At 52.6% G+C, this 21263-nt stretch carries 17 protein-coding genes and 4 tRNA genes; 4 read left to right on the forward strand and 17 right to left on the reverse strand.

What is annotated here, in order from left to right; translation table 11 throughout:
* The first annotated feature begins 4 nt into the window (after window positions 1–4).
* Together hemX and hemY are read left to right on the forward strand one after the other, a co-directional pair.
* Window positions 5–1156: a uroporphyrinogen-III C-methyltransferase gene (gene hemX / locus IV433_RS22815; RefSeq protein ID WP_195816075.1), complete on the forward strand. Its 1152-nt coding sequence runs from the start codon at window positions 5–7 to the stop codon at window positions 1154–1156.
* 3 nt (window positions 1157–1159) lie between these two features.
* Complete coding sequence (gene hemY / locus IV433_RS22820) at window positions 1160–2356, forward strand: protoheme IX biogenesis protein HemY (RefSeq protein WP_195816076.1); 1197 nt, start codon at window positions 1160–1162, stop codon at window positions 2354–2356.
* A gap of 603 nt (window positions 2357–2959) precedes the next feature.
* Here hemY and IV433_RS22825 read toward each other — a convergent pair.
* The 17 genes from IV433_RS22825 to trxA form a co-directional block, all read right to left on the reverse strand.
* A tRNA-Pro gene (locus tag IV433_RS22825) sits at window positions 2960–3036 on the reverse strand.
* A gap of 59 nt (window positions 3037–3095) precedes the next feature.
* Window positions 3096–3181, reverse strand: a tRNA-Leu gene (locus tag IV433_RS22830).
* Between the two features lie 29 nt (window positions 3182–3210).
* Window positions 3211–3286: transfer RNA gene (locus IV433_RS22835), tRNA-His, on the reverse strand.
* Window positions 3287–3349: 63 nt separating this feature from the next.
* A tRNA-Arg gene (locus IV433_RS22840) sits at window positions 3350–3426 on the reverse strand.
* 143 nt (window positions 3427–3569) lie between these two features.
* A complete protein-coding gene (gene thrP / locus IV433_RS22845; protein WP_195816077.1) occupies window positions 3570–4964 on the reverse strand; it encodes a bifunctional threonine/serine APC transporter ThrP in 1395 nt (464 codons plus the stop codon).
* A gap of 256 nt (window positions 4965–5220) precedes the next feature.
* Entirely contained in the window at window positions 5221–5961 is a 741-nt protein-coding gene (gene wecG / locus IV433_RS22850) for a lipopolysaccharide N-acetylmannosaminouronosyltransferase (RefSeq protein ID WP_195816078.1), read from the reverse strand.
* Complete coding sequence (wzyE, locus tag IV433_RS22855; RefSeq protein ID WP_195816079.1) at window positions 5951–7324, reverse strand: ECA oligosaccharide polymerase; 1374 nt, start codon at window positions 7322–7324, stop codon at window positions 5951–5953. Before wzyE ends, wecG begins: the two co-directional genes overlap by 11 nt.
* Entirely contained in the window at window positions 7321–8403 is a 1083-nt protein-coding gene (locus IV433_RS22860; RefSeq protein WP_101079459.1) for a TDP-N-acetylfucosamine:lipid II N-acetylfucosaminyltransferase, read from the reverse strand. Before IV433_RS22860 ends, wzyE begins: the two co-directional genes overlap by 4 nt.
* The gene (wzxE, locus tag IV433_RS22865; RefSeq protein WP_195816080.1) at window positions 8400–9650 is read right to left on the reverse strand and encodes a lipid III flippase WzxE; all 1251 of its coding nucleotides are present in this window, start codon (window positions 9648–9650) and stop codon (window positions 8400–8402) included. The genes IV433_RS22860 and wzxE overlap by 4 nt, the downstream gene beginning before the upstream one ends.
* 1 nt (window position 9651) lies before the next feature.
* Window positions 9652–10782, reverse strand: a complete 1131-nt coding sequence (rffA, locus tag IV433_RS22870; RefSeq protein ID WP_195816081.1) for a dTDP-4-amino-4,6-dideoxygalactose transaminase — start codon at window positions 10780–10782, stop codon at window positions 9652–9654.
* A gap of 4 nt (window positions 10783–10786) precedes the next feature.
* Complete coding sequence (gene rffC, locus IV433_RS22875) at window positions 10787–11476, reverse strand: dTDP-4-amino-4,6-dideoxy-D-galactose acyltransferase (protein WP_195816098.1); 690 nt, start codon at window positions 11474–11476, stop codon at window positions 10787–10789.
* A gap of 2 nt (window positions 11477–11478) precedes the next feature.
* Window positions 11479–12741, reverse strand: a complete 1263-nt coding sequence (gene wecC / locus IV433_RS22880) for a UDP-N-acetyl-D-mannosamine dehydrogenase (RefSeq protein ID WP_195816082.1) — start codon at window positions 12739–12741, stop codon at window positions 11479–11481.
* Window positions 12738–13868, reverse strand: a complete 1131-nt coding sequence (gene wecB / locus IV433_RS22885) for a non-hydrolyzing UDP-N-acetylglucosamine 2-epimerase (protein ID WP_195816083.1) — start codon at window positions 13866–13868, stop codon at window positions 12738–12740. The genes wecC and wecB overlap by 4 nt, the downstream gene beginning before the upstream one ends.
* Entirely contained in the window at window positions 13865–14917 is a 1053-nt protein-coding gene (wzzE, locus tag IV433_RS22890; protein WP_195816084.1) for an ECA polysaccharide chain length modulation protein, read from the reverse strand. Before wzzE ends, wecB begins: the two co-directional genes overlap by 4 nt.
* Before the next feature lie 44 nt (window positions 14918–14961).
* Entirely contained in the window at window positions 14962–16047 is a 1086-nt protein-coding gene (gene wecA / locus IV433_RS22895; RefSeq protein WP_195816085.1) for a UDP-N-acetylglucosamine--undecaprenyl-phosphate N-acetylglucosaminephosphotransferase, read from the reverse strand.
* 288 nt (window positions 16048–16335) lie between these two features.
* The gene (gene rho / locus IV433_RS22900; RefSeq protein WP_195816086.1) at window positions 16336–17595 is read right to left on the reverse strand and encodes a transcription termination factor Rho; all 1260 of its coding nucleotides are present in this window, start codon (window positions 17593–17595) and stop codon (window positions 16336–16338) included.
* Window positions 17596–18011: 416 nt separating this feature from the next.
* Window positions 18012–18338, reverse strand: a complete 327-nt coding sequence (gene trxA / locus IV433_RS22905) for a thioredoxin TrxA (protein ID WP_013577537.1) — start codon at window positions 18336–18338, stop codon at window positions 18012–18014.
* A gap of 118 nt (window positions 18339–18456) precedes the next feature.
* Between trxA and rhlB the strand changes: the two genes are divergently transcribed.
* Together rhlB and gppA are read left to right on the forward strand one after the other, a co-directional pair.
* On the forward strand, window positions 18457–19749 hold the full coding sequence (gene rhlB / locus IV433_RS22910; RefSeq protein ID WP_195816087.1) for an ATP-dependent RNA helicase RhlB: 1293 nt from the start codon (window positions 18457–18459) through the stop codon (window positions 19747–19749).
* A 6-nt stretch (window positions 19750–19755) separates the two neighbouring features.
* A complete protein-coding gene (gppA, locus tag IV433_RS22915) occupies window positions 19756–21249 on the forward strand; it encodes a guanosine-5'-triphosphate,3'-diphosphate diphosphatase (protein WP_195816088.1) in 1494 nt (497 codons plus the stop codon).
* Window positions 21250–21263: the final 14 nt, after the last annotated feature.

A 21263-nucleotide genomic window follows, 5' to 3' on the forward strand; every position in this document is an offset into this window, starting at 1 on the left:
CAAAATGACGGAACAAAAAAATCCTTCCGCTGCGGATGATGAAGTGATGATCTCCGGCGCGGTTGAGAGCCCCCAGCCAGACGCCTCCGGCCGCGACCAGGAGCTGAAATCGTTGCGTAAAAAGCAGCGTACCGCGCCGGTGTTAGGCGCTATCGCGATTGTCTTAGTGATTGCGCTTGGCGCAGGCCTTTATTACCACGGTCATCAGCAATCGCTGGCTCAGGCGGCTTCCAACGAAGCGCTTTCTGAACAACTCGATGCCCTGCAAAAAACCCAGCAACAGGATAAACAGCAAATTGCTGCCCTGCTCGCTCAGCAGGACAAAACCCGGCAGGATGCCGAACGTCAGCAGGCGTCATTCGGCCGTCAGCTGAACGAATTGCAGGACAAAGTGGCAAGCATTTCCGGCAGCGATGCCAAAACCTGGTTACTGGCGCAAGCCGACTATCTGGTGAAACTCGCGGGTCGTAAACTCTGGAGCGATCAGGATGTCACGACTGCCGCCGCGCTGCTAAAAAGTGCTGATGCAAGCCTGGCTGATATGAACGATCCCAGCCTCATCGACGTTCGCCGCGCGCTGAACGAAGACGTCGGCAGTTTGTCCGCTGTGGCTCAGGTCGATTTCGACGGCATCATTCTGAAGCTGAATCAGCTGTCGAATCAGGTGGATAACCTGCGTCTGGCAGACAATGACACCGACGATTCGCCGATGGACAGCGACAGTTCCAGTTTGTCCGGCTCACTGGCCGAATGGCGTCAGAACCTGACCAAAAGCTGGCACAACTTTATGGATGACTTCATCACCATCCGCCGCCGTGATACCAGCGCAGAACCGCTGCTGGCGCCAAATCAGGATGTGTATCTGCGGGAAAATATCCGCTCGCGCCTGCTGATTGCCGCGCAAGCCGTTCCGCGCCATCAGGATGAAATCTACAAACAGTCGCTGGAAAGTGTATCGACCTGGGTTCGCGCCTACTTTGATACGTCAGATCCGTCGACCAAAGCTTTCCTTGAGGAACTGGACAACCTTAGCCAGCAATCCGTTTCGATGGATGTGCCGGATGAGCTGAAAAGCCAGCCGATGCTGGAAAAACTGATGCAGACCCGCGTGCGTAACCTGCTTCAGCAGCCCGCCGCCGCCACACAGGGGGAATAACGCATGTTACGAGTTTTCGTGCTGTTCCTGATTGTGTTTGCCGGGATCATCGTCGGCCCGATACTGGCCGGCCATCAGGGCTACGTTCTGATTCAGACGGACAATTACAACATTGAAACCAGCGTCACCGGCCTGGTCATCATGCTGATCGTCCTGATTCTGGTGCTGTTTTTCATCGAGTGGATCCTTCGCCGCGTTCTGCGCACTGGCGCACGGACATGCGGCTGGTTTGCCGGACGTAAAAGCTCCAAAGCACGTAAGCAGACCAAAGCCGCCATGCTGAAACTGGCGGAAGGCGATCATCGGCAGATGGAAAAATTACTGGCGCGTAATGCCGATCACGCCGATCAACCGGTGGTGAATTACCTGCTTGCCGCCGAAGCAGCGCAACAGCGTGGGGATGATATCCGCACAAATCAGTATCTTGAACGTGCGGCAGAAATTGCCGATACCGACCAGATGCCGGTGGACATCACCCGAGTCCGCATCCAGCTGGCGCAAGGTGAAATCCATGCTGCGCGCCACGGCGTTGACCGGTTGCTCGGGCAGTCGCCGCGCCATCCGGAAATTTTACGTCTGGCGGAACAGGCTTATCTTCGCACCGGCGCTTACGGTTCGCTGCTGGAAATTTTACCTTCCATGGCGAAAGCGGATATTCATACCGACGACGAACTGCGCGTTCTTCAGGAACAAGCGTATATCGGCATGATGAACCAGCTGATGGCAGAAGAAGGCAGCGACGGCCTCAAGCGCTGGTGGAAAGATCAGAGTCGCAAGACCCGCCATGAGGTGGCGTTGCAGGTCGCGATGGCGAAACACCTGATTGAATGCAACGATCAGGATCTGGCGCAGGAAGTGATCCTTGACGGCCTGAAACGCCAGTATGACGATCGTCTGGTCGCACTGATGCCTAAGCTGCGTTCCGGGAATCCGGAGCAACTGGAAAAAACGCTGTATCAGCTGATTAAACATAACGGTCCGTCGCCGCTGCTGAGCAGTACGCTGGGGCAGTTGCTGATGAAGCATGGCGAATGGCTGAAAGCGAGCGAGGCTTTCCGTGAAGCGCTGAAACAGCGTCCTGATGCTTACGATTACGCGTGGCTGGCTGATGCGCTGGATAAACTGCATAAACCGGCTGAAGCAGCAGAGATGCGCCGTGAAGGGCTGATGCTGACGCTCAATAACGATCAGCAGCTTTAAACAAAACCGGGCTTCACATTATGCAAAAGGCTCCTTCGGGAGCCTTTTTTACGCCTGGCGCAAATCGCACATAAAAAAACACCTGCAATATAAGCAGGTGTATAAAACAATCAGGTCCAGGACAACAGATGAGTGCCTCACTCAACGTTTTGCCTTCTGGTTGATAGCGCATCAGCGTTATCGGTCAGGATGACAATAGGCACTATAAATTGGCTCTGCATCATTCCCAGGTTTATGAAGCCGGAGCAAACATAATAGGTGGAATGAGCATCTACGGCGTGAATATTGCAGGAGGCGTGCCAGTATGGCAATAGTCGATGTGAAATTTTTAATCTCATTGAAAAGTAAGCGTTTTATTTTCCAGCTCAGCCAGAGTCAAAACGCTCCACGCTCAATAGCATTTCGCAACCACCTCAATCTGTCTCCGCTGAACGACAGCTAAAACCTTACCTGAGTGACTCTTTATTTATCAATAAGATAAATGTCTCAAGACAGAGACAGATAACAGGGGGAATGTCGTGAAACGGCTACATCGGGCAGGTAAGGGATTCGAGAAACAACAGACGAAAAAAAACCTGCTTTAAAAAGCAGGTTTCTTAAATGTGGTCGGCGAGAGAGGATTCGAACCTCCGACCCACTGGTCCCAAACCAGTTGCGCTACCAAGCTGCGCTACTCGCCGATGTCGTGCATCTTACTACTTTATGATGCTAACTGCATCATTTAAATGAATTTTGTGTGTGGTGCGAAGGGAGGGACTCGAACCCTCACATCCGAAGGACACTAACACCTGAAGCTAGCGCGTCTACCAATTCCGCCACCATCGCATGTCACAATCACAAAATCATTATTAGAGTGGGGTGGCTAATGGGGCTCGAACCCACGACAACTGGAATCACAATCCAGGGCTCTACCAACTGAGCTATAGCCACCATATCTCTAACTAACGTGAAATGTTTAATTCAACAATTCACCGCAACTCTAGCGCAAACTAATGGTGCGCCCGACAGGATTCGAACCTGAGACCTCTGCCTCCGGAGGGCAGCGCTCTATCCAGCTGAGCTACGGGCGCTTAGCGCCGTTGCGGGTGGGGATACTACGGTTTTAACGCCAAGCTGTCTAGTGCTTTTTATCAGAAATATTGCGTTTGATTACGCTTTATCCAATCCGCATTAAAAGTAAGCGCCTTCCCTTCCCCACCCATGACTTACGACGTTATTTTACCTTTTCCGCCGTAAGTGCAGCACGCTTATGCATGCCCAGGCCGAAGTATATCAGTGACACCGCCGCGATGAAAATACCGCCAACCAGCAGAGAAACCCGCGTATCCGGGTTAATTGCCATACCCACCAGCACACACGCCAGGAAAATCAGCGTCAGATAGTTGGTGTAAGGGAACAGCACAGATTTGAACGGATGGTTTTTCAGTTTCTCTTTATGCGCGTCACGAAAACGCAACTGGCTAATCAGCACAACAAACCACGGTACCATGCCCGGCAGCACGCTGGCGCTATAGACATAAACGAACACTTTCTCCGGATTCGGGATTACGTAGTTCAGGCATGAACCCACCAGCAGACATAAAATCGTAATCGCGATGCCATAAACCGGGACGCCGCTATTAGAAACCCGGCTCAGGAACGCAGGTAACTGGCGGTTCTTTGACAAGGCGTAAAGCATACGTCCGCAGCTGTACATGCCGCTGTTACAGCCCGAAAGGGCCGCCGTCAGTACCACAAAGTTGATGATACCGGCCGCAGAGGCAATACCAATTTTCGCAAAGGTTAAAACGAACGGACTGCCGTGCGTGCCCATTTCGTTCCACGGGAAAATCGTGATGATGACGAAAATCGCGCCCACGTAGAAAATCAGGATACGCCACAGGATATTATTGATGGCGCGCTTGAGCGTCACCTGCGGGTTCTTCGCTTCACCGGCGGTAATCCCCACCAGCTCAACGCCCTGATACGACGCCACGACAATACACAGCGCGAAGAGGAACCCTTTCCAGCCGCCAGCAAAGAAGCCGCCGTGCGCCGTCAGGTTTGCAAATCCCACCGGTTCGCCGTGATTACCAAAGCCGAAGAAAATCACAGCCAGCCCGACCACAATCATCACAATAATGGTGGTGATTTTGATCAGCGCAAACCAGAACTCCATTTCGCCATAAAGCTTAACGGCGGCCAGATTCGCCGACGCCACAATCGCCACGGCAATCAGTGCCGGGATCCACTGCGGCAGTTCCGGGAACCAGTATTGCGCGTAGACGCCGATCGCGGTGATTTCAGAAATCCCCACCGCTATCCACATAAACCAGTAGCTCCACGCCGTCAGATAGCCGTAATACGGCCCGAGATATTTGTGCGCGTAGACTGCAAACGAACCGGCAACCGGCTCAAGATGCAGCATTTCACCCATTGAACGCATGATAAAGAAGACAAAAACGCCCGCCAGAATATACGCAAGCAGTACCGACGGGCCCGCCCATTTGAGCGTACTCGCCGCGCCCATAAACAGCCCGACACCGATGGTGCCACCCAGTGCAATCAGCTCGATATGCCTCGCTTCAAGCCCCCGGTGTAGCCCACCTTTTTCTTCTTGATTCGCCATAGATCCTCAATTTCTCTGTATTTGTGTTTGCCTTTCGGAATGACCGAATTGTTATTTTTATTGTGATATTCCCCGCTGAAGGCGGAAAAACGGCGTTATGGTTTCGTATTTTTTAACGAGTTGCAAACCACAATTGAGAAAGATACGCATTGATAGACAAGACAGACTGCAAACGTAAGCAAGAGGAAGGCAAAAATGAGAGGTCGCTCGCCGCCCGGAGAAATTGGGGCGGCGAAGGTTTTAAGGCGGTCAGGATTTACAGACGGTTGGTGTAGTAATAGCGGACGAACTTCAGCAGTTTGAGCTGACGGCGTAAACGGCTGGGCTGCAAAATCAGGCGGTACAGCCATTCAAGCCCCAGCGTCTGCCAGAGTTTAGACGCGCGTTTTACGTGGCCGGTGAAAACGTCATACGTCCCGCCGATCCCCATATACAGCGCATCGGGATGAACCAGACGGCAATCGCGCATCAGGATTTCCTGTTTCGGCGACCCCATTGCGACTGTCACAATCGCCGCTCCGCTGGCTTTCACCCGTTCGAATAGCGCATCACGTTGTTCCGGCGTGAAATAACCGTTCTGACTGCCGACAATATTGACGTTCCAGCGCGCACGGAGTTTCTCTTCGGTTTGCTGAAGAATCTCGGGTTTACCGCCAATCAGAAACACCGGCGTTCCTTCGGCACCGGCGCGCTGCATCAGCCCTTCCCACAAATCAGCACCGGCGATGCGCGATATTTTCGCCCCGGGATACTTACGGCGAATGGCACGCACGATACTGATGCCGTCGGGATATTTGTATTCCGCCACTTTAATCAGCGCACTCATTTCCGGATTGCTTTCGATGGTCAGCACTTTCTCGGCATTCATCGCCACCAGCGAACCGGTTTTAACCTGATTATCGGCAAACAGATAATCAATAAAATGCGCCATATCGCGGAAGCCCCAGAGGCGGATCCCGCGGATATCATATTGTGGAACATTATTCTCAGAGTTCATTAAAATTCCTGCCAGAGTCAGGCTCCATGAGGTTTTTTCTGCGCGGCATTTTGACACGGATAAGCCCGGCGGCATCGAACATCCAGTACAGGAGTTTGGCGACGACCAGACATGCACCGAACACCAGGCAGAAAAACACCACCCGTGAGAAGAAGGAATCCACGCCTTCACGGGCCAGCACAATCATATTAAACACCGCACCAAAGCAGAAACTTTGCAAAATGGCGGCCTTATAAGGGTTCGCGTCCGCTTTCCCTTTTTCGTATAACCAGTCGAACCATTTCATGATCATGCCCACGGCGACGGCGCCCAGCGGAATAAACCACACGCCACCCATGACCACCAGAGAACCAATCAGGGTCGGGGAAATCGCCAGGCCGGAGTGATTATCGAGCACTTCCCAGGTGAAATAGTTGGCAGAATTGAGCACGATACCCGGACGGTCATGCCACAGCCAGGTCGGGATGAAAACGTAGAAATCACGCACAATCGGCGCAAGACCCTGGAAGCTGATTTTGTCGTAGTTCTGCAACAGCAGCCCCAGATTTTCCCACGGAGAAAACGTGTCGCGCGTCAGATACAGGAAAGTATAAATCGCTTCCGGGCCGCTGACGTTCAGGCCATAGCGTTTAAGCGCCAGCCAGAACATGCCGACAATCCCCAGCACGCCCGCCACCGCCAGCATCCACAGGCTGATCCAGCCGCGCACAATGCCGATAAACAAAAACAGCGCAAAAGCGATGATGATATTGGCGCGGGTTCCGCCGACGATAACGTACGTCAGGAAGCCAAAAGCCACGGTGCTGGCGAGGAAAAACAGCCAGCGACGGACATCCGGTTTGATGAAAAACACCACCAGCATCGCCGGAATAAAGAAGTAAAAGAAGCGTTTAAGCGCCACACCGGAGACATCGCTGGAGAAGATCTGGCTGTAGGATTTCAGCTTAAACAGCAAAAAACCGTTGTGCATGAAGAAGATGGAAACGGTGACGACTGCAATCAGCGCCAGCAGCATCCAGGTCAGATGGGTTTCGACCCGGTTCATGGTAAACAGTGGCCGTGAAGGGCCGTCGCGTTTAGCCTTCAGCCGCGTTTTGTAGCAAACGTAATAAATGCCATAGAAACAGGTCGCGGCCAGCATTGCCTGCAACAGGTTTTCCACCGGCACCACTTTGACGTCAAACTGGAAAACCAGCAGACAGGTCAGCGGAAAACCAAAGTAGAACGTCAGCAGATACAGTAACGAAAATAAGACGTTAAAGTTGAAACGCACGCGCCGGAACTCTTTGTACGTCAGCGTGAGAATAAACAGCAGCGACAGCACGTAAACGACGGTCAGGCCGCCTAATTGTGCCAGCGTCATGACGTTTCTCCCGCCGCGAGCAGTAATGCCTGCTGCCAGCCCGAAATATAGTTCGGATTAAAGAAGGCGATGTTTTTACGATCGGCATTCAGTAACTGACGCCGCGCCTCAGCGACCACTTTTTCATCCAGCGTATCACCGTAGAAAAGCACCGGCAGATGCTGCTCGGCCAGATCCTGCCAGAAAGGATTCTGACGGCTGACGACAAACGGCACGCCGAACTGAATCAGAAGGCATTGCGTCCCGATACCCTGCTGACGGTCGAAAATAAAATAGCCCAGCGAGCAGCGACGCAACACATTCAGATAATCGTCGAACGCCATGGCGCCGGTCATCAGGTCAACATTTTCGGGCGCAAACAGCGTTAATGCCTCGGTGCGAACCTGCTCAATGTAAGTCTGATTATCCGCCGGGTATCCCATCGGGATAATCACGCGGATACCGCTACCGAACTGCTGATGCAGCGAACGCAGTGCTTCAATGTGGCGGTTACTGCGGTCACCGGAATTCCCCACCAGCACCGTCATCGGCCCTTCAGGTTCAGGCAGATCAGCGGGTTGGGTCAGCGCCGGATCCATCCGCGTCGGAAAATACAGTAAAGAAGACGGCGTACGCGGGTATCGCTGATGGAAATGAATCAGATCGCCGCGCGTGGCAAAGACATGCCCGATACGTCCCTGCGCCAGGCGGCGCATGAAATAAAACAGGCGAAATTTCAGGCCTCCGGCAGATTCATACAAATCTGCACCCCAGATATGCCAGCTCGCCTGCGAGGCTTTGATTTTGCCCGTCAGCAGCGCCAGCCAGAGGGTGGGATTAAATTGCCCGTGGAAGAAAAAGTGGTGCGTCCGGTCCTGCGCACGGGAAATCACCGCCGCCGCCAGAGTTTTTTTGTCCGGATAAACCCGAATGTCCAGGCGCGTAAACTCAGCAAACGCCGAAGCATCCGCCGCCGCGACCATAAAATGACAAATCCGCTTTTCAGGCGTGCATTCAGCCAGCACGTCGTTGAAAAAGCGCAGTACGGTTACATTATGATGAGGGATGTCAGATCCCAAAACGTGAATCAGCGTTGTCATGCTCGTCTACGATAGATAACAAATACAGTGCAGCACGCGGCAAAATAGACGATATACGTCGCCATATACGCCTGCGCGGCGCCCAGAGAACCGTGAATCGGGATCAGCCAGTGTGAGAAACCGGTCAGCAGCGCGAACTGACTGATTTCTGTCAGCACATAAAAGCGCAGAGACGCGCGAGCGATCACCAGATACCCAAAAACATACGAGCCGACTTTCAGTACATCGCCCACCAGTTGCCAGGCAAACAAATCGCGCATCGCGATAAATTGTTTTGAAAACAACAGCCAGATAGCAAAATCGCGCAGTAACCAGACCGTGAAACTGACCGCGGCCACGGCGGGGATGACAAATTTCAGCGACTTCACGATTTCGCGGGAAATATCCCGTTTATCAGTCAGCCGGGATAATGTGGGCAACAAATACACGCTGAATGAGGCGGTAATAAACTGCAGGTAAGCATCCGAAATACTGCTGACGCCCTGCCAGATCCCCACATCTTTCCAGCTGTAATGTTCAGCCAGCAGATTTCGCATCATCACATACGCCACCGGGATCGTGACGGAAGTGATCAGCGCCATCAGCGTAAATTTACCGAGATGGCTGGCAATAAAACGATCCCAGCCCGGCTTTAAGTATTCCAGCGGAAAGGATTTGCGCTTCCACAACATGCCAGCCGCGGGCAGGATAACCAGCGCAGGCACCAGCGCCAGACCGGCCAGCGCGCCTTCGTAACCACCCAGTTTGAAGCACGCCAGATAAGCGACTAACCCAATCAGGCTTCCGCCAATCACCGCCAGCGCGTTACCTATCGCATCGCGATACCCTTTCAGGATCGCCTGAAAATAGTTGGCATAGGCGATACCCATCTGGATAAAGGCTACGGCGCGGACGACCGCCTGATAGCGCTCATGCCCGAACAGACCGGTACTGATCGGCCCGGCAAGCAGCAGAAATATCGCCGCCAGCAGCGTGGAGAAACCTAAAATCAGCGATGACGATGTCCCGAGCACGGCTTGAAGACGCTCTGGATTATCATGGTGTTCGGCGACATATTTGGTGACGCCGTTGAAGATCCCGGCACCGGACAACACGCCCAACACCGTGACCATCTGACGGAAATTCCCCGCCTGCCCCACGCCTTCCGGCCCGAACGCCACGGCCAGCAGTTTGACCACCAGCAATCCGGCGCCAATTTTAATCAGCGTGGAACCGGCGGTCCAGACTGACGCTTTTGCCAGCGACATATCAGGCGAAGTATTGCAGCATGGCCGCAATCACAGTGCGCTGTGTGTCGTCGGCCATGTTATAGAACAACGGCAGGCGCACCAGACGCTCACTTTCCTGCGTGGTAAAGCGGTCGGTGCCAGAGAAACGCCCGAAGTTTTCGCCAGCCGGACAGGCATGCAGCGGAATGTAATGGAATACGGTGAGGATATCGGCCGCTTTCATATGACGGATGAACGCATCGCGATCTTCGATATCGTTCAGGCGAACATAGAACATGTGTGCGTTTTGCACACATTCCTGCGGGATTGCCGGAAGCTGGATACGACCCGCATCGGCCAGATCCTGCAAGGCTTCGTAATACTGATTCCAGATAGCCAGACGGCGCTGATTAATTTTTTCAGCGGCATCCAGATTTCCCCACAAATACGCGGCCTGCAAATCAGACATCAGATAGCTGGAGCCAATATCGCGCCAGGTATATTTATCCACCTGCCCGCGGAAGAACTGGCTGCGGTTGGTGCCTTTTTCGCGAATGATTTCAGCACGATCAATCAGCGCCGGATCGTTGATCAGCGTCGCACCACCTTCGCCGCCTGCGGTGTAGTTTTTCGTTTCGTGGAAACTGAAACAGCCGATATGGCCGATCGTTCCCAGCGCTTTGCCTTTGTAAGTCGACATCACGCCCTGCGCGGCATCTTCCACCACAAACAGGTGATGCTTTTCGGCCAGCGCCATGATGGTGTCCATTTCACAGGCCACGCCTGCGTAATGAACCGGCACAATCACTTTGGTTTTAGCCGTAATCGCCGCTTCAATCAGGGTTTCATCGATATTCATGGTGTCCGGGCGGACATCCACAAAGACGATTTTCGCGCCACGCAGAACAAACGCATTGGCGGTCGAGACGAACGTGAAGCTCGGCATAATCACTTCATCGCCCGGCTGGATATCAAGCAGCAATGCGGCCATTTCCAGCGACGCCGTGCAGGACGGCGTCAGCAATACTTTCGGGCAGTTGAAATGCTGTTCAAACCATTTCTGGCAGCGCAGCGTGAATCCGCCATCGCCGCAAAGTTTGCCGCTGCTCATCGCCTCGCGCATGAAATCAATTTCAGTGCCAACAATCGGCGGCGCATTAAAAGGGATCATCGTTTCACCTGTACAGCCAGTACGCCGTGCGCGTGACTTTGCCACCGCTGGCGAGATAAAGGTTTAAAGCCGGAAGGTTGCCGGTTTGTGTCGCGACGTGCAGACGCGAAACGCCCTGACCGGCACACCATTGTTTCGCAGCCGCCATTAATGTCTTGCCCACTCCCCGCCCCTGACATTCAGGTCTGACGGCCAGCAGGCCAATTCTTGCTTCGCCATTGGCTAACTGACGCAGCGTCACAAATCCGCTCGCGTCATCGGCCCACAGGCAAAGATGGTCGAATGTGCCCAGCACTGCTTTTTCCGCCCACATCGCGTAAAACCGTGCGCTGTCATCCGGCTGATACCACGGCGACCGAAAACGGCTCAGGCGAAACGCCTGACGGACGATCATCACCACGTTAGCAATATCTTCCGGCACCGCCAGACGCCCGGCGGGCAACGCGATATCCTGCGCTCTCACCGCGACGCACACATCGGTTTCACCTTCGGCCAGACGAAAGCCGAGCGCGGACAGCGCATCCAGCATTTCGGTCTGATCCGCGTCCACTTTTGCCTGCACCAGCGCATATTGCGCCAGCGCTTCAGGCGTTACGACGGTTTCCGCCGACGCATCCAGGCTCAATTTGGCACTGCGCAACTGGAAGAAATCGCTCTCCCAGTCGAGCGGTTCAATATTGCCGTGGACGGGCAGGCTCAACGCCACACACCTTTGGTATCCACGATCCAGGACTGGCGGATCGTGCTGGCCGGGATCGCCTTGAACGAGGTGTGATCAACCAGCATCACCAGAAGATCCGCGTCTTTCAGGGCATCATCCAGAGAATGCAGTGTCACTTTTTCTGCCAGCGGCGCCGGAAGCTGATGAACATTCGGTTCAACGGCCCAGGTCTCGCCTGCATGCCAGTCGGCAATCAGATGGGTGACTTCCACGGCCGGGCTTTCGCGCAGGTCGTCAATATTCGGTTTAAACGCCAGACCAAAGCAGGCGATTTTGATTTCGGAAGCGCGCTTGCCGGTGGTGGTCAGGCAATCTGCCAGCGCGGCCTTCACGCGATCAACCACCCAGTGCGGTTTGCTGTCGTTCACTTCACGCGCCGTACGGATAATCCGCGCCAGTTCAGGATTCTGCGCCACAATAAACCACGGATCGATTGCAATACAGTGGCCGCCTACGCCCGGTCCAGGTTGCAAAATATTTACGCGCGGATGGCGGTTTGCCAGGCTGATCAGCTCCCAGACATTAATGCCCTGCGCATCACAAATCAGCGACAGCTCATTAGCAAAAGCGATGTTGACGTCACGGAAGCTGTTTTCGGTCAGCTTGCACATTTCCGCCGTACGCGAATTCGTAACCACACATTCCCCTTTCAGGAAAATGTTGTACAAATCACTGGCGCGCTGCGAGCACACGGAGGTCATCCCGCCAATCACGCGGTCATTTTTGATCAGCTCGACCATCACCTGGCCCGGCAAAACGCGTTCAGGGCAGTAGGCAATATTGATATCCGCCTGTTCACCCACCTGTTGCGGGAAGCTCAGATCCGGGCGGACCTCTGCCAGCCATGCTGCCATCTGTTCTGTCGCGCCGACCGGAGACGTGGATTCCAGAATGATCAGGTCACCCTTTTTGAGTACCGGCGCCAGAGAGCGCGCGGCGGATTCCACGTATTTCATATCCGGCAGATGATCGCCCATAAAAGGCGTAGGCACGGCAATCAGAAAAGCATCCGCAGGTTCGGGCTGAGTGACGGCGCGGAGGAAACCGTCTTCTACCGCCTGTTTTACCAGCGTGTCGAGATCGGGTTCAACGATATGAATGGCGCCATGGTTAATAGTCTCAACCGCGTGCTGATTGATGTCCACACCCACGACTTTTTTCTGGCGTGAGGCAAAAGCGGCAGCGGTAGGCAGCCCGATATAACCCAGTCCGATAACAGAAATGGAATTGAAACTCAAAGTGATACCCAATGTTTTTTTAATGCATCCAAAATATGGCGGCATGCATGCCCGTCACCGTAAGGATTGTGCGCCCGACTCATGCTGTTGTATTCACTTTTATCCGTCAGCAGGCGATTCACTTCCTCTATTATTTTAGCGGGATCTGTCCCAACCAATCGGACCGTTCCGGCATCAACAGCTTCCGGACGCTCTGTGGTTTCGCGCATCACCAGCACCGGTTTGCCCAGAGAAGGGGCTTCTTCCTGCACGCCACCGGAATCCGTCAGGATTAGATAAGCTTTATCCATTAGATAAACGAAAGGCAGATAGTCCTGAGGAGCAATCAGGGCAATGTTATCAATACCTTGCAAGATGCGGTTTACTGGCTCGCTAACATTAGGGTTAAGATGGACAGGATAAACAATTTGTACATCAGGATGTTGGCGGGCGATTTCACCTAGTGCAGAGCAAATCCTTTCAAAACCTTTCCCAAAGCTTTCTCGACGATGGCCGGTCACTAAAACAAGTTTTTTGTTAGGATCAAGAAATTTATAGTTTTCAGCCAGCTTTTGAGAAAATACTTCGTCATTATTCAGGCGGTCGCGTACCCACAATAAACCATCAATGACTGTATTTCCGGTGATGAAAATGTTCTGAGAGGAAATATTTTCCCTTTGTAAATTGGCACACGCATTTTTGGTTGGAGCAAAATGCCATTTAGCTAAGTGACCAGTTAAGAGGCGGTTACCCTCTTCGGGCCAGGGAGAAGTCAAATCACCTGTGCGTAATCCTGCCTCAACGTGGCCAACTGGAATTTGATTATAAAAGGCGGCAATACTTGCAGATAAGGTAGTTGTGGTATCTCCATGCACCAGGACAAGATCAGGTTTAAATTCATCCAGTATAGGCTTCAGTCCGGTCAGTATCCGACAGGTGATTTCGGTCAGCCCTTGCCCCGGCTTCATAATATTAAGATCATAATCAGGGGTGATTTCAAAGAGTCGCAAAACCTGATCAAGCATTTCACGGTGCTGAGCCGTGACACAAACCCTAGATTCAAATGCCGGATCCTGCGACAAAGCAAGCACCAGCGGCGCCATTTTAATGGCCTCAGGACGAGTACCAAAAATCGTTAACACTTTCACAATGTGTTTCTCTTCTTTTTACGGCGAGCCAGGGCAACTCCTGCCCCGATTAGACCACCGACAATCCCCCACATGATCATCAGGAACACACGGCGCGGGCTGTCACGTTTTACAGGTTCTTCAGGCGTTCTGAGGTAACGGTAAGTCTGGAATTTCGCGGTCAGCGTCGGGCCCACATTCAGCGTCGACAGCATGGCGCGGTTCTGGTCGTAATCCAGATCATAGCCCGGCCCGGAAGCCTGTAATAATTCCAGGCGCGCTTTCAACATAGGCACTCCCAGCAGGAACATGTCGGAATCCGGCAGCTCTTCGGCTGGTGTGTCCGTCACGCTTTTGGTGATGTTTTGCTGCTGGGCGATTTTCAGCGCCTGCTCGGTGTTATTCACCGTGCGTTTGAAAATGCTTTGCGCCACTTCTTCCTGGCGTTTGACCTGCGCTTTCATCGACTGAGTTCGGGCAGCCCACGCACCCTGCAACTCATCGTAAAGATGCTGCGCGGCGCGCTGGCTGGCGAAATTAACATACTGGCGCAGCAGTTTGTTGGCATCAGCGGCATCTTCCGCCGTCAGTTTCACAATGTCGTTCGGGACTTTCATTGCATCGCGCGGTGTGAACTGAATATCGTTAATCAGATCATCGAGCAAAACGGCATCCGCGCGCGCATCATTTTCCAGGCGCTGCTTGTAATAAGGGCTTTGCAGCCAGAAATCACGACGTGTGTCGTAAGCGGCCAGCTGCATCACAAATTCATTATAGGATTCATCAGAGATCGGCGGACGACCGGTATCCGACGGTAACGCAGTGCGCACATCCAGATTACGCAGGAACTGCGCTTGCGAGAAATAAGACGAGAGATTGTTCACGGTAGGACGGTCGGTTATGGCCGTCGAGCTCCACTCTTGTTTCATCAGATAAGAGGAGCCCAAAGCCACTAACGCGAACAGTATTGCCAGGCCCGCAATCCAAAATTTACCTTTCCATAAGGTGCAGCACAAACCACGAATATCGAGTTCATTTTCGATGTCACGATCATTCTGGTTTCTTATCATTTCTGGTTTATCCACAGCCAGTATGCCCTTGTGTAAAAGATAAATTATTGAGGAGATGAACGGCGCAAACGCCTTTTAAGACGTTTGATAAACCGGGCCACGCGCCAGGCGTGCTTGATGCAAACGCCGTACAACAGGAAAGCGACAAAGAATAAAGCCAGCATGACCCATTCAGGCACGAAAGGCAGATGTTCACCAATCACGCCAACCGCCGCCAAAAGTGCAGCGGCCACGGTAATCAGCATAAAGGCCTGACGGGAAGTAAAACCGGCGCGCATGATCAAATGATGAATGTGCTGACGATCGGCAGAAAACGGACTCATGCCTTTGCGCAGACGGCGGTACATGATGGCAACCATGTCCATCAGAGGGATTGCGATAAGCCAGAGCGCGGTTACCGGATTCATCGGATGCGTTTCGCCCTGCGTGCTTTGCAGCAGGATCCAGATCACCGTAAAACCAATCAGCGTACTACCCGCATCGCCCATGAACACTTTATATCGGGGGCCGAAGACGCCCAGATTGAGCAGGATATAAGGCAGGATGGCGGCAATCATGGCAAAGCACCAGAGCGCCAGCTCCATGTGCCCGCTGCCATACATAATGATGCCCAGAGAACCGAAACTGACGCAGGATAATCCGCCCAGCAGTCCGTCGATACCATCCACCATATTAAAGGCGTTGATCGCCGCCCAGACGGCAAACAGGGTCACCAGATAGCCGAACGGCCCCAGTGCCATTTCCCATGGACCGATAAGATGCCCGAGATTACGCAGCGTAAGATTCGCGAAGCTCATCATCGCTACGGCCACCACGGCCTGCACCATCGCGCGGGTTTTTACACTGATATCGAAACGATCATCGAGCGCGCCGACCAGCACCAGCAAGCCCGCGCAGGCGAGATAAAGGTTGCCATGGGGAATGACATAGCTGGTGATAAGAAAGGCGAAACAAACCCCTGCATACACAGAAATACCGCCGACCAGCGGGATCAAACCCTGATGGCGTTTGCGAAAATTGGGTTTATCTACGAGTCCGATTTTATTCGCCACCCTCCGGGCAACGAACAGAAACAGGAATGAAAATACGAAAACAATGGCAAGCTCAGTACTCATATTGAGTAAATTCACAGTTAAGAGATCTCTTCTGCAAAAATAAGGTGCGTGGAATCGAGAGCATCATAAACCTCACAGCCTTAAATCAAATCCTATGGTGACAGTTATGGTTTTGTCTCAGGCAAGACCTTATCTGTTGCCATTTCTTGGGCAGTAAACCGATAAAATAAAGAAAGGGCACTGGAAAAACCATCAGCTATTATCCGAATAGTCTGACAATTTCACCAAAGTAGCATTATGGTAGCTACCAAAAGCAAAAAACGCCACGGCTTAGCGTGGCGTTAGTTTGAGTTTTACACCAAATTACGAACGTTTCATCATATCGAAGAAGTCGTCATTGGTTTTCGTCATGGCGAGTTTGTTGATGAGGAATTCCATTGCATCAATCTCACCCATCGGGTGAATGATTTTGCGCAGGATCCACATCTTCTGAAGTTCTTCTGACGTGGTCAGGAGCTCTTCTTTACGGGTACCAGAACGGTTGTAATCAATCGCAGGGAATACGCGTTTCTCAGCAATTTTACGCGCCAGATGCAATTCCATGTTGCCGGTACCTTTGAATTCTTCATAGATAACTTCATCCATTTTAGAACCGGTATCGACCAGCGCAGTAGCGATGATGGTCAGACTTCCGCCCTCTTCCACGTTACGTGCTGCACCGAAGAAACGTTTTGGACGGTGTAAGGCGTTAGCATCCACACCACCGGTCAGAACTTTGCCTGATGACGGAACCACGGTGTTGTAAGCACGTGCAAGACGGGTAATGGAGTCCAGCAGGATGATGACGTCTTTCTTGTGTTCAACCAGGCGTTTAGCTTTTTCGATGACCATTTCAGCCACCTGAACGTGACGGGATGCCGGCTCATCAAAGGTAGAAGCGATAACTTCACCTTTAACCAGACGCTGCATCTCGGTCACTTCTTCCGGACGTTCGTCAATCAGCAGAACCATCAGCACACAGTCAGGATGGTTGTACGCAATGCTTGTTGCGATGTTTTGCAGCAGCATGGTTTTACCCGCTTTCGGCGGAGCAACAATCAGACCACGCTGGCCGCGGCCAATCGGAGAGGCCAGATCCAGTACACGTGCGGTTAAATCTTCTGTTGAACCATTACCACGTTCCATACGCAGACGGGAATTTGCATGCAGAGGGGTTAAGTTTTCGAACAGGATTTTGCTGCGGGCGTTTTCTGGTTTGTCGTAGTTAACTTCGTTAACTTTCAACAGGGCAAAATAACGTTCACCTTCTTTAGGTGGGCGGATTTTACCGGAAATGGTGTCGCCAGTGCGAAGGTTGAAGCGGCGAATTTGGCTTGGAGATACGTAGATGTCGTCGGGGCCTGCGAGGTAGGAACTGTCTCCGGAGCGGAGGAAACCAAATCCATCCTGCAATATCTCCAGTACGCCATCACCGAAGATGTCTTCTCCGCTTTTCGCATGCTGCTTCAATATTGAAAAGATAATGTCTTGCTTGCGCATGCGGGCCTGGTTTTCCAGCCCCATATTTTCGCCGAGTGCAATCAGGTCAGAGACCGGCGTATTCTTTAATTCGGTAAGATTCATAATGGTGGGTTCTTAAACTCGGGGTATGTCTCGAACATCTGTCGTGAATGGGTATGGCAGGGTCATCCATGCCTGTTTATTGTCTGACACTTCAAATCACAGCTTTGAAATCCAGCCGCAGGCAGTCGCTCGCGGGCGATATTCTAGAGGGGCAATGATATTGAAGGTGTCTTAAAGCCGATTTTTGTTAAAACCGTTAGATGGTCAAGCACAGCGCCAGTTCAATTTAATTATTATTCAAAGAAACTTTATAGGCAGATGTTTTTGACACAACAGAGTAAAACGTAAGAATCAAACTACAGGTAAGCTCTATTTGCAGTAAGCGTAAACTTAGCACGCTTCTTGACAGGCGTCTAGCGGACAATGTGAAAAACACGGCAGCCCGCTAAACACCTGGCTTTGGTCATCCCGACCGATTACAGATTAGCTGTTAAGAACTCTTTCAGCTGACCTTTCGACAGTGCGCCAACTTTAGTTGCTGCGACTTCGCCGCCTTTAAATAACAGCAGGGTAGGAATACCACGGATGCCGTATTTAGGTGCAGTACCTGGGTTTTCATCGATGTTCAGCTTCGCGATGGTCAGCTTGCCTTCGAACTCAGTGGCAATTTCATCCAGAATCGGAGCGATCATTTTACAAGGACCACACCACTCTGCCCAGAAATCGACCAGCACCAGCCCTTCGGCTTTCAATACGTCGTTGTCGAAACTGTCATCGGTCAGGTGAATAATTTTATCGCTCATGTTCTACTCCAAAGGATTATCTTTACCTTGTTGATGTAGCATTAACCAACAGTAGGTTGACTTTATTTCACCGGATACGCTTTCGTAAAGCAATAGTTAGCTGATATTCTACCACACTATGAGCAAAACACACTTGACCGAACAGAAGTTTTCCGACTTCGCCCTGCACCCGCTGGCAGTTGAAGCCCTTGAAAAGAAAGGGTTCCATTACTGTACGCCTATTCAGGCATTGGCATTGCCGATCACGCTCGCTGGGCGTGATGTTGCAGGTCAGGCGCAAACCGGTACCGGCAAGACGCTGGCTTTTCTGGCGTCTACTTTCCATTATCTGCTTTCTCACCCTGCTGCGGAAGGTCGTCAGACTAACCAGCCGCGTGCCTTGATCATGGCACCTACGCGTGAACTCGCGGTGCAGATCCACTCCGACGCCGAAGCATTATCTGAATCTACCGGGCTGAAATTAGGTCTGGCCTATGGCGGCGACGGTTACGACAAACAGCTTAAAGTGCTGGAAAGCGGCGTGGACATCCTCATCGGAACCACTGGCCGTTTAATCGATTACACCAAACAGAACCACATCGACCTGGGCGCGATTCAGGTGGTGGTGCTGGATGAAGCAGACCGCATGTTCGATCTGGGCTTCATCAAAGATATCCGCTGGATCTTCCGCCGGATGCCACCTGCGACTCAACGCCTCAACATGCTGTTCTCAGCAACCCTTTCCTATCGTGTGAAAGAACTGGCGTTCGAAAACATGAATAATGCCGAGTCGATTGAGATCGAACCGGAGCAAAAAACGGGGCACCGCATTAAAGAAGAACTCTTCTACCCTTCGAATGAAGAGAAAATGCGCCTGTTACAGACGCTGATTGAAGAAGAATGGCCAGACCGTTGCATCATTTTTGCTAACACTAAACACCGCTGTGAAGACGTTTGGGGCCATCTGGCAGCCGACGGCCATCGCGTAGGTTTGCTGACCGGCGATGTCCCGCAGAAAAAACGCCTTCGCGTTCTCGAGGACTTCACCCAAGGCACGCTGGACATTCTGGTTGCGACTGACGTTGCTGCCCGTGGTTTGCACATTCCTGCCGTTACGCACGTCTTTAACTATGACCTGCCTGACGACTGTGAAGACTACGTTCACCGTATTGGTCGTACCGGCCGTGCGGGTCTGAGCGGTCATTCCATCAGCCTGGCTTGTGAAGAGTACGCGCTGAACCTGACGGCAATCGAAACCTACACCGGTCACAGCATTCCTGTCAGCAAATACAGCAGCGAAGCGCTGTTAACTGATTTACCTGCGCCGAAACGTCTGGCTCGCTCTCGTACCGGTAACGGTCCGCGTCGTAACAGCAATTCGTCTTCACGTCGCAGCAGCGCACCACGTAGCAACCGTAAACGTCCGGGCTGATAACCTATGCTAAGCTCCACCTCACTCTATGCAGCAATTGATTTGGGCTCTAACAGCTTTCACATGCTGGTTGTTCGTGAGGTGGCAGGCAGTATCCAGACCCTCGCCAGAATTAAGCGCAAAGTACGTCTGGCTGCCGGTCTGGATAAGCAAAACCTGCTTTCTCAGGAAGCCATGCAACGTGGCTGGCAATGCCTGAAGCTGTTTTCCGAAAGATTGCAGGATATTCCCCGCGAACAAATCCGCGTCGTTGCCACCGCAACGCTGCGGCTTGCCAGCAATGCCGACGAATTTTTGGGTAAAGCTCAGGAAATCCTTGGTTGCCCGATTCAGGTCATTGCCGGTGAAGAAGAAGCTCGTCTGATTTATCACGGCGTTGCCCATACCACGGGTGGCCCGGATAAACGTCTGGTCGTCGATATTGGCGGCGGCAGTACAGAGCTGGTCACCGGTATCGGCGCACAGGCCACCACACTGTTCAGCCTTTCGATGGGTTGTGTGACCTGGCTGGAGCGCTATTTTACCGACCGCAATCTGGCAAAAGAAAACTTCGATCAGGCCGAACAGGCTGCGATCGACATGATCCTTCCGGTAGCGCCTCAGCTGATCGCCAATGGCTGGCAGATTTGCGTCGGTGCTTCCGGCACCGTTCAGGCACTGCAGGAAATCATGGTCGCTCAGGGTATGGATGAGCGCATTACGTTGCCGAAACTTCAGCAGCTCAAACAGCGTGCGATTCAGTGCGGGAAACTGGAAGAGCTGGAAATTGAAGGCCTGACGCTTGAACGTGCGCTGGTTTTCCCAAGCGGTCTTTCGATTCTCATCGCCATTTTCAAAACCCTGAATATCGAAACCATGACGCTGGCCGGTGGCGCACTGCGTGAAGGTCTGGTTTACGGCATGCTGCATCTGCCGATTGAACAGGATATTCGCCAGCGCACATTGCGAAATCTGCAACGCCGCTATCTGCTTGATAATGAACAGGCACAGCGCGTAGCACAGCTTGCAGAGAACTTTTCGTTGCAGGTGGCGCAGGAATGGAAGCTCGATGCACGCGCACGCGAGTTGCTGAACAGCGCCTGTCTGATCCACGAAATCGGGCTGAGCGTTGATTTCAAAAAAGCGCCTCAGCACGCAGCTTATCTGATCAGTCATTTAGACTTACCGGGCTTTACGCCGGCGCAGAAAAAACTGCTGGCGACGCTGTTGCAAAATCAGAACGGGACGCTCGATTTACCGTTGCTCAATGAGCAAAACGCCGTGCCGCCGCGTCAGGCACAACGTCTTTGTCGCATTCTCCGGCTTGCGATTATCTTTGCCAGCCGCCGCCGTGACGACACGTTGCCCGCCGTGCGTTTACGGGCAAATGACGATGAACTGAATGTGATTGTGCCACAGGGCTGGCTGGCCCAGCATCCGCTGAGGGCAGAAGAGCTGGAACAGGAAAGCCACTGGCAAAGTTATGTCCATTGGCCGCTGTTCGTCGAAGAACAGCTCTGATTTTTTCGTTAAAA

It is taken from the genome of Rahnella laticis (genome assembly GCF_015644585.1).
GTDB lineage: Bacteria > Pseudomonadota > Gammaproteobacteria > Enterobacterales > Enterobacteriaceae > Rahnella > Rahnella laticis.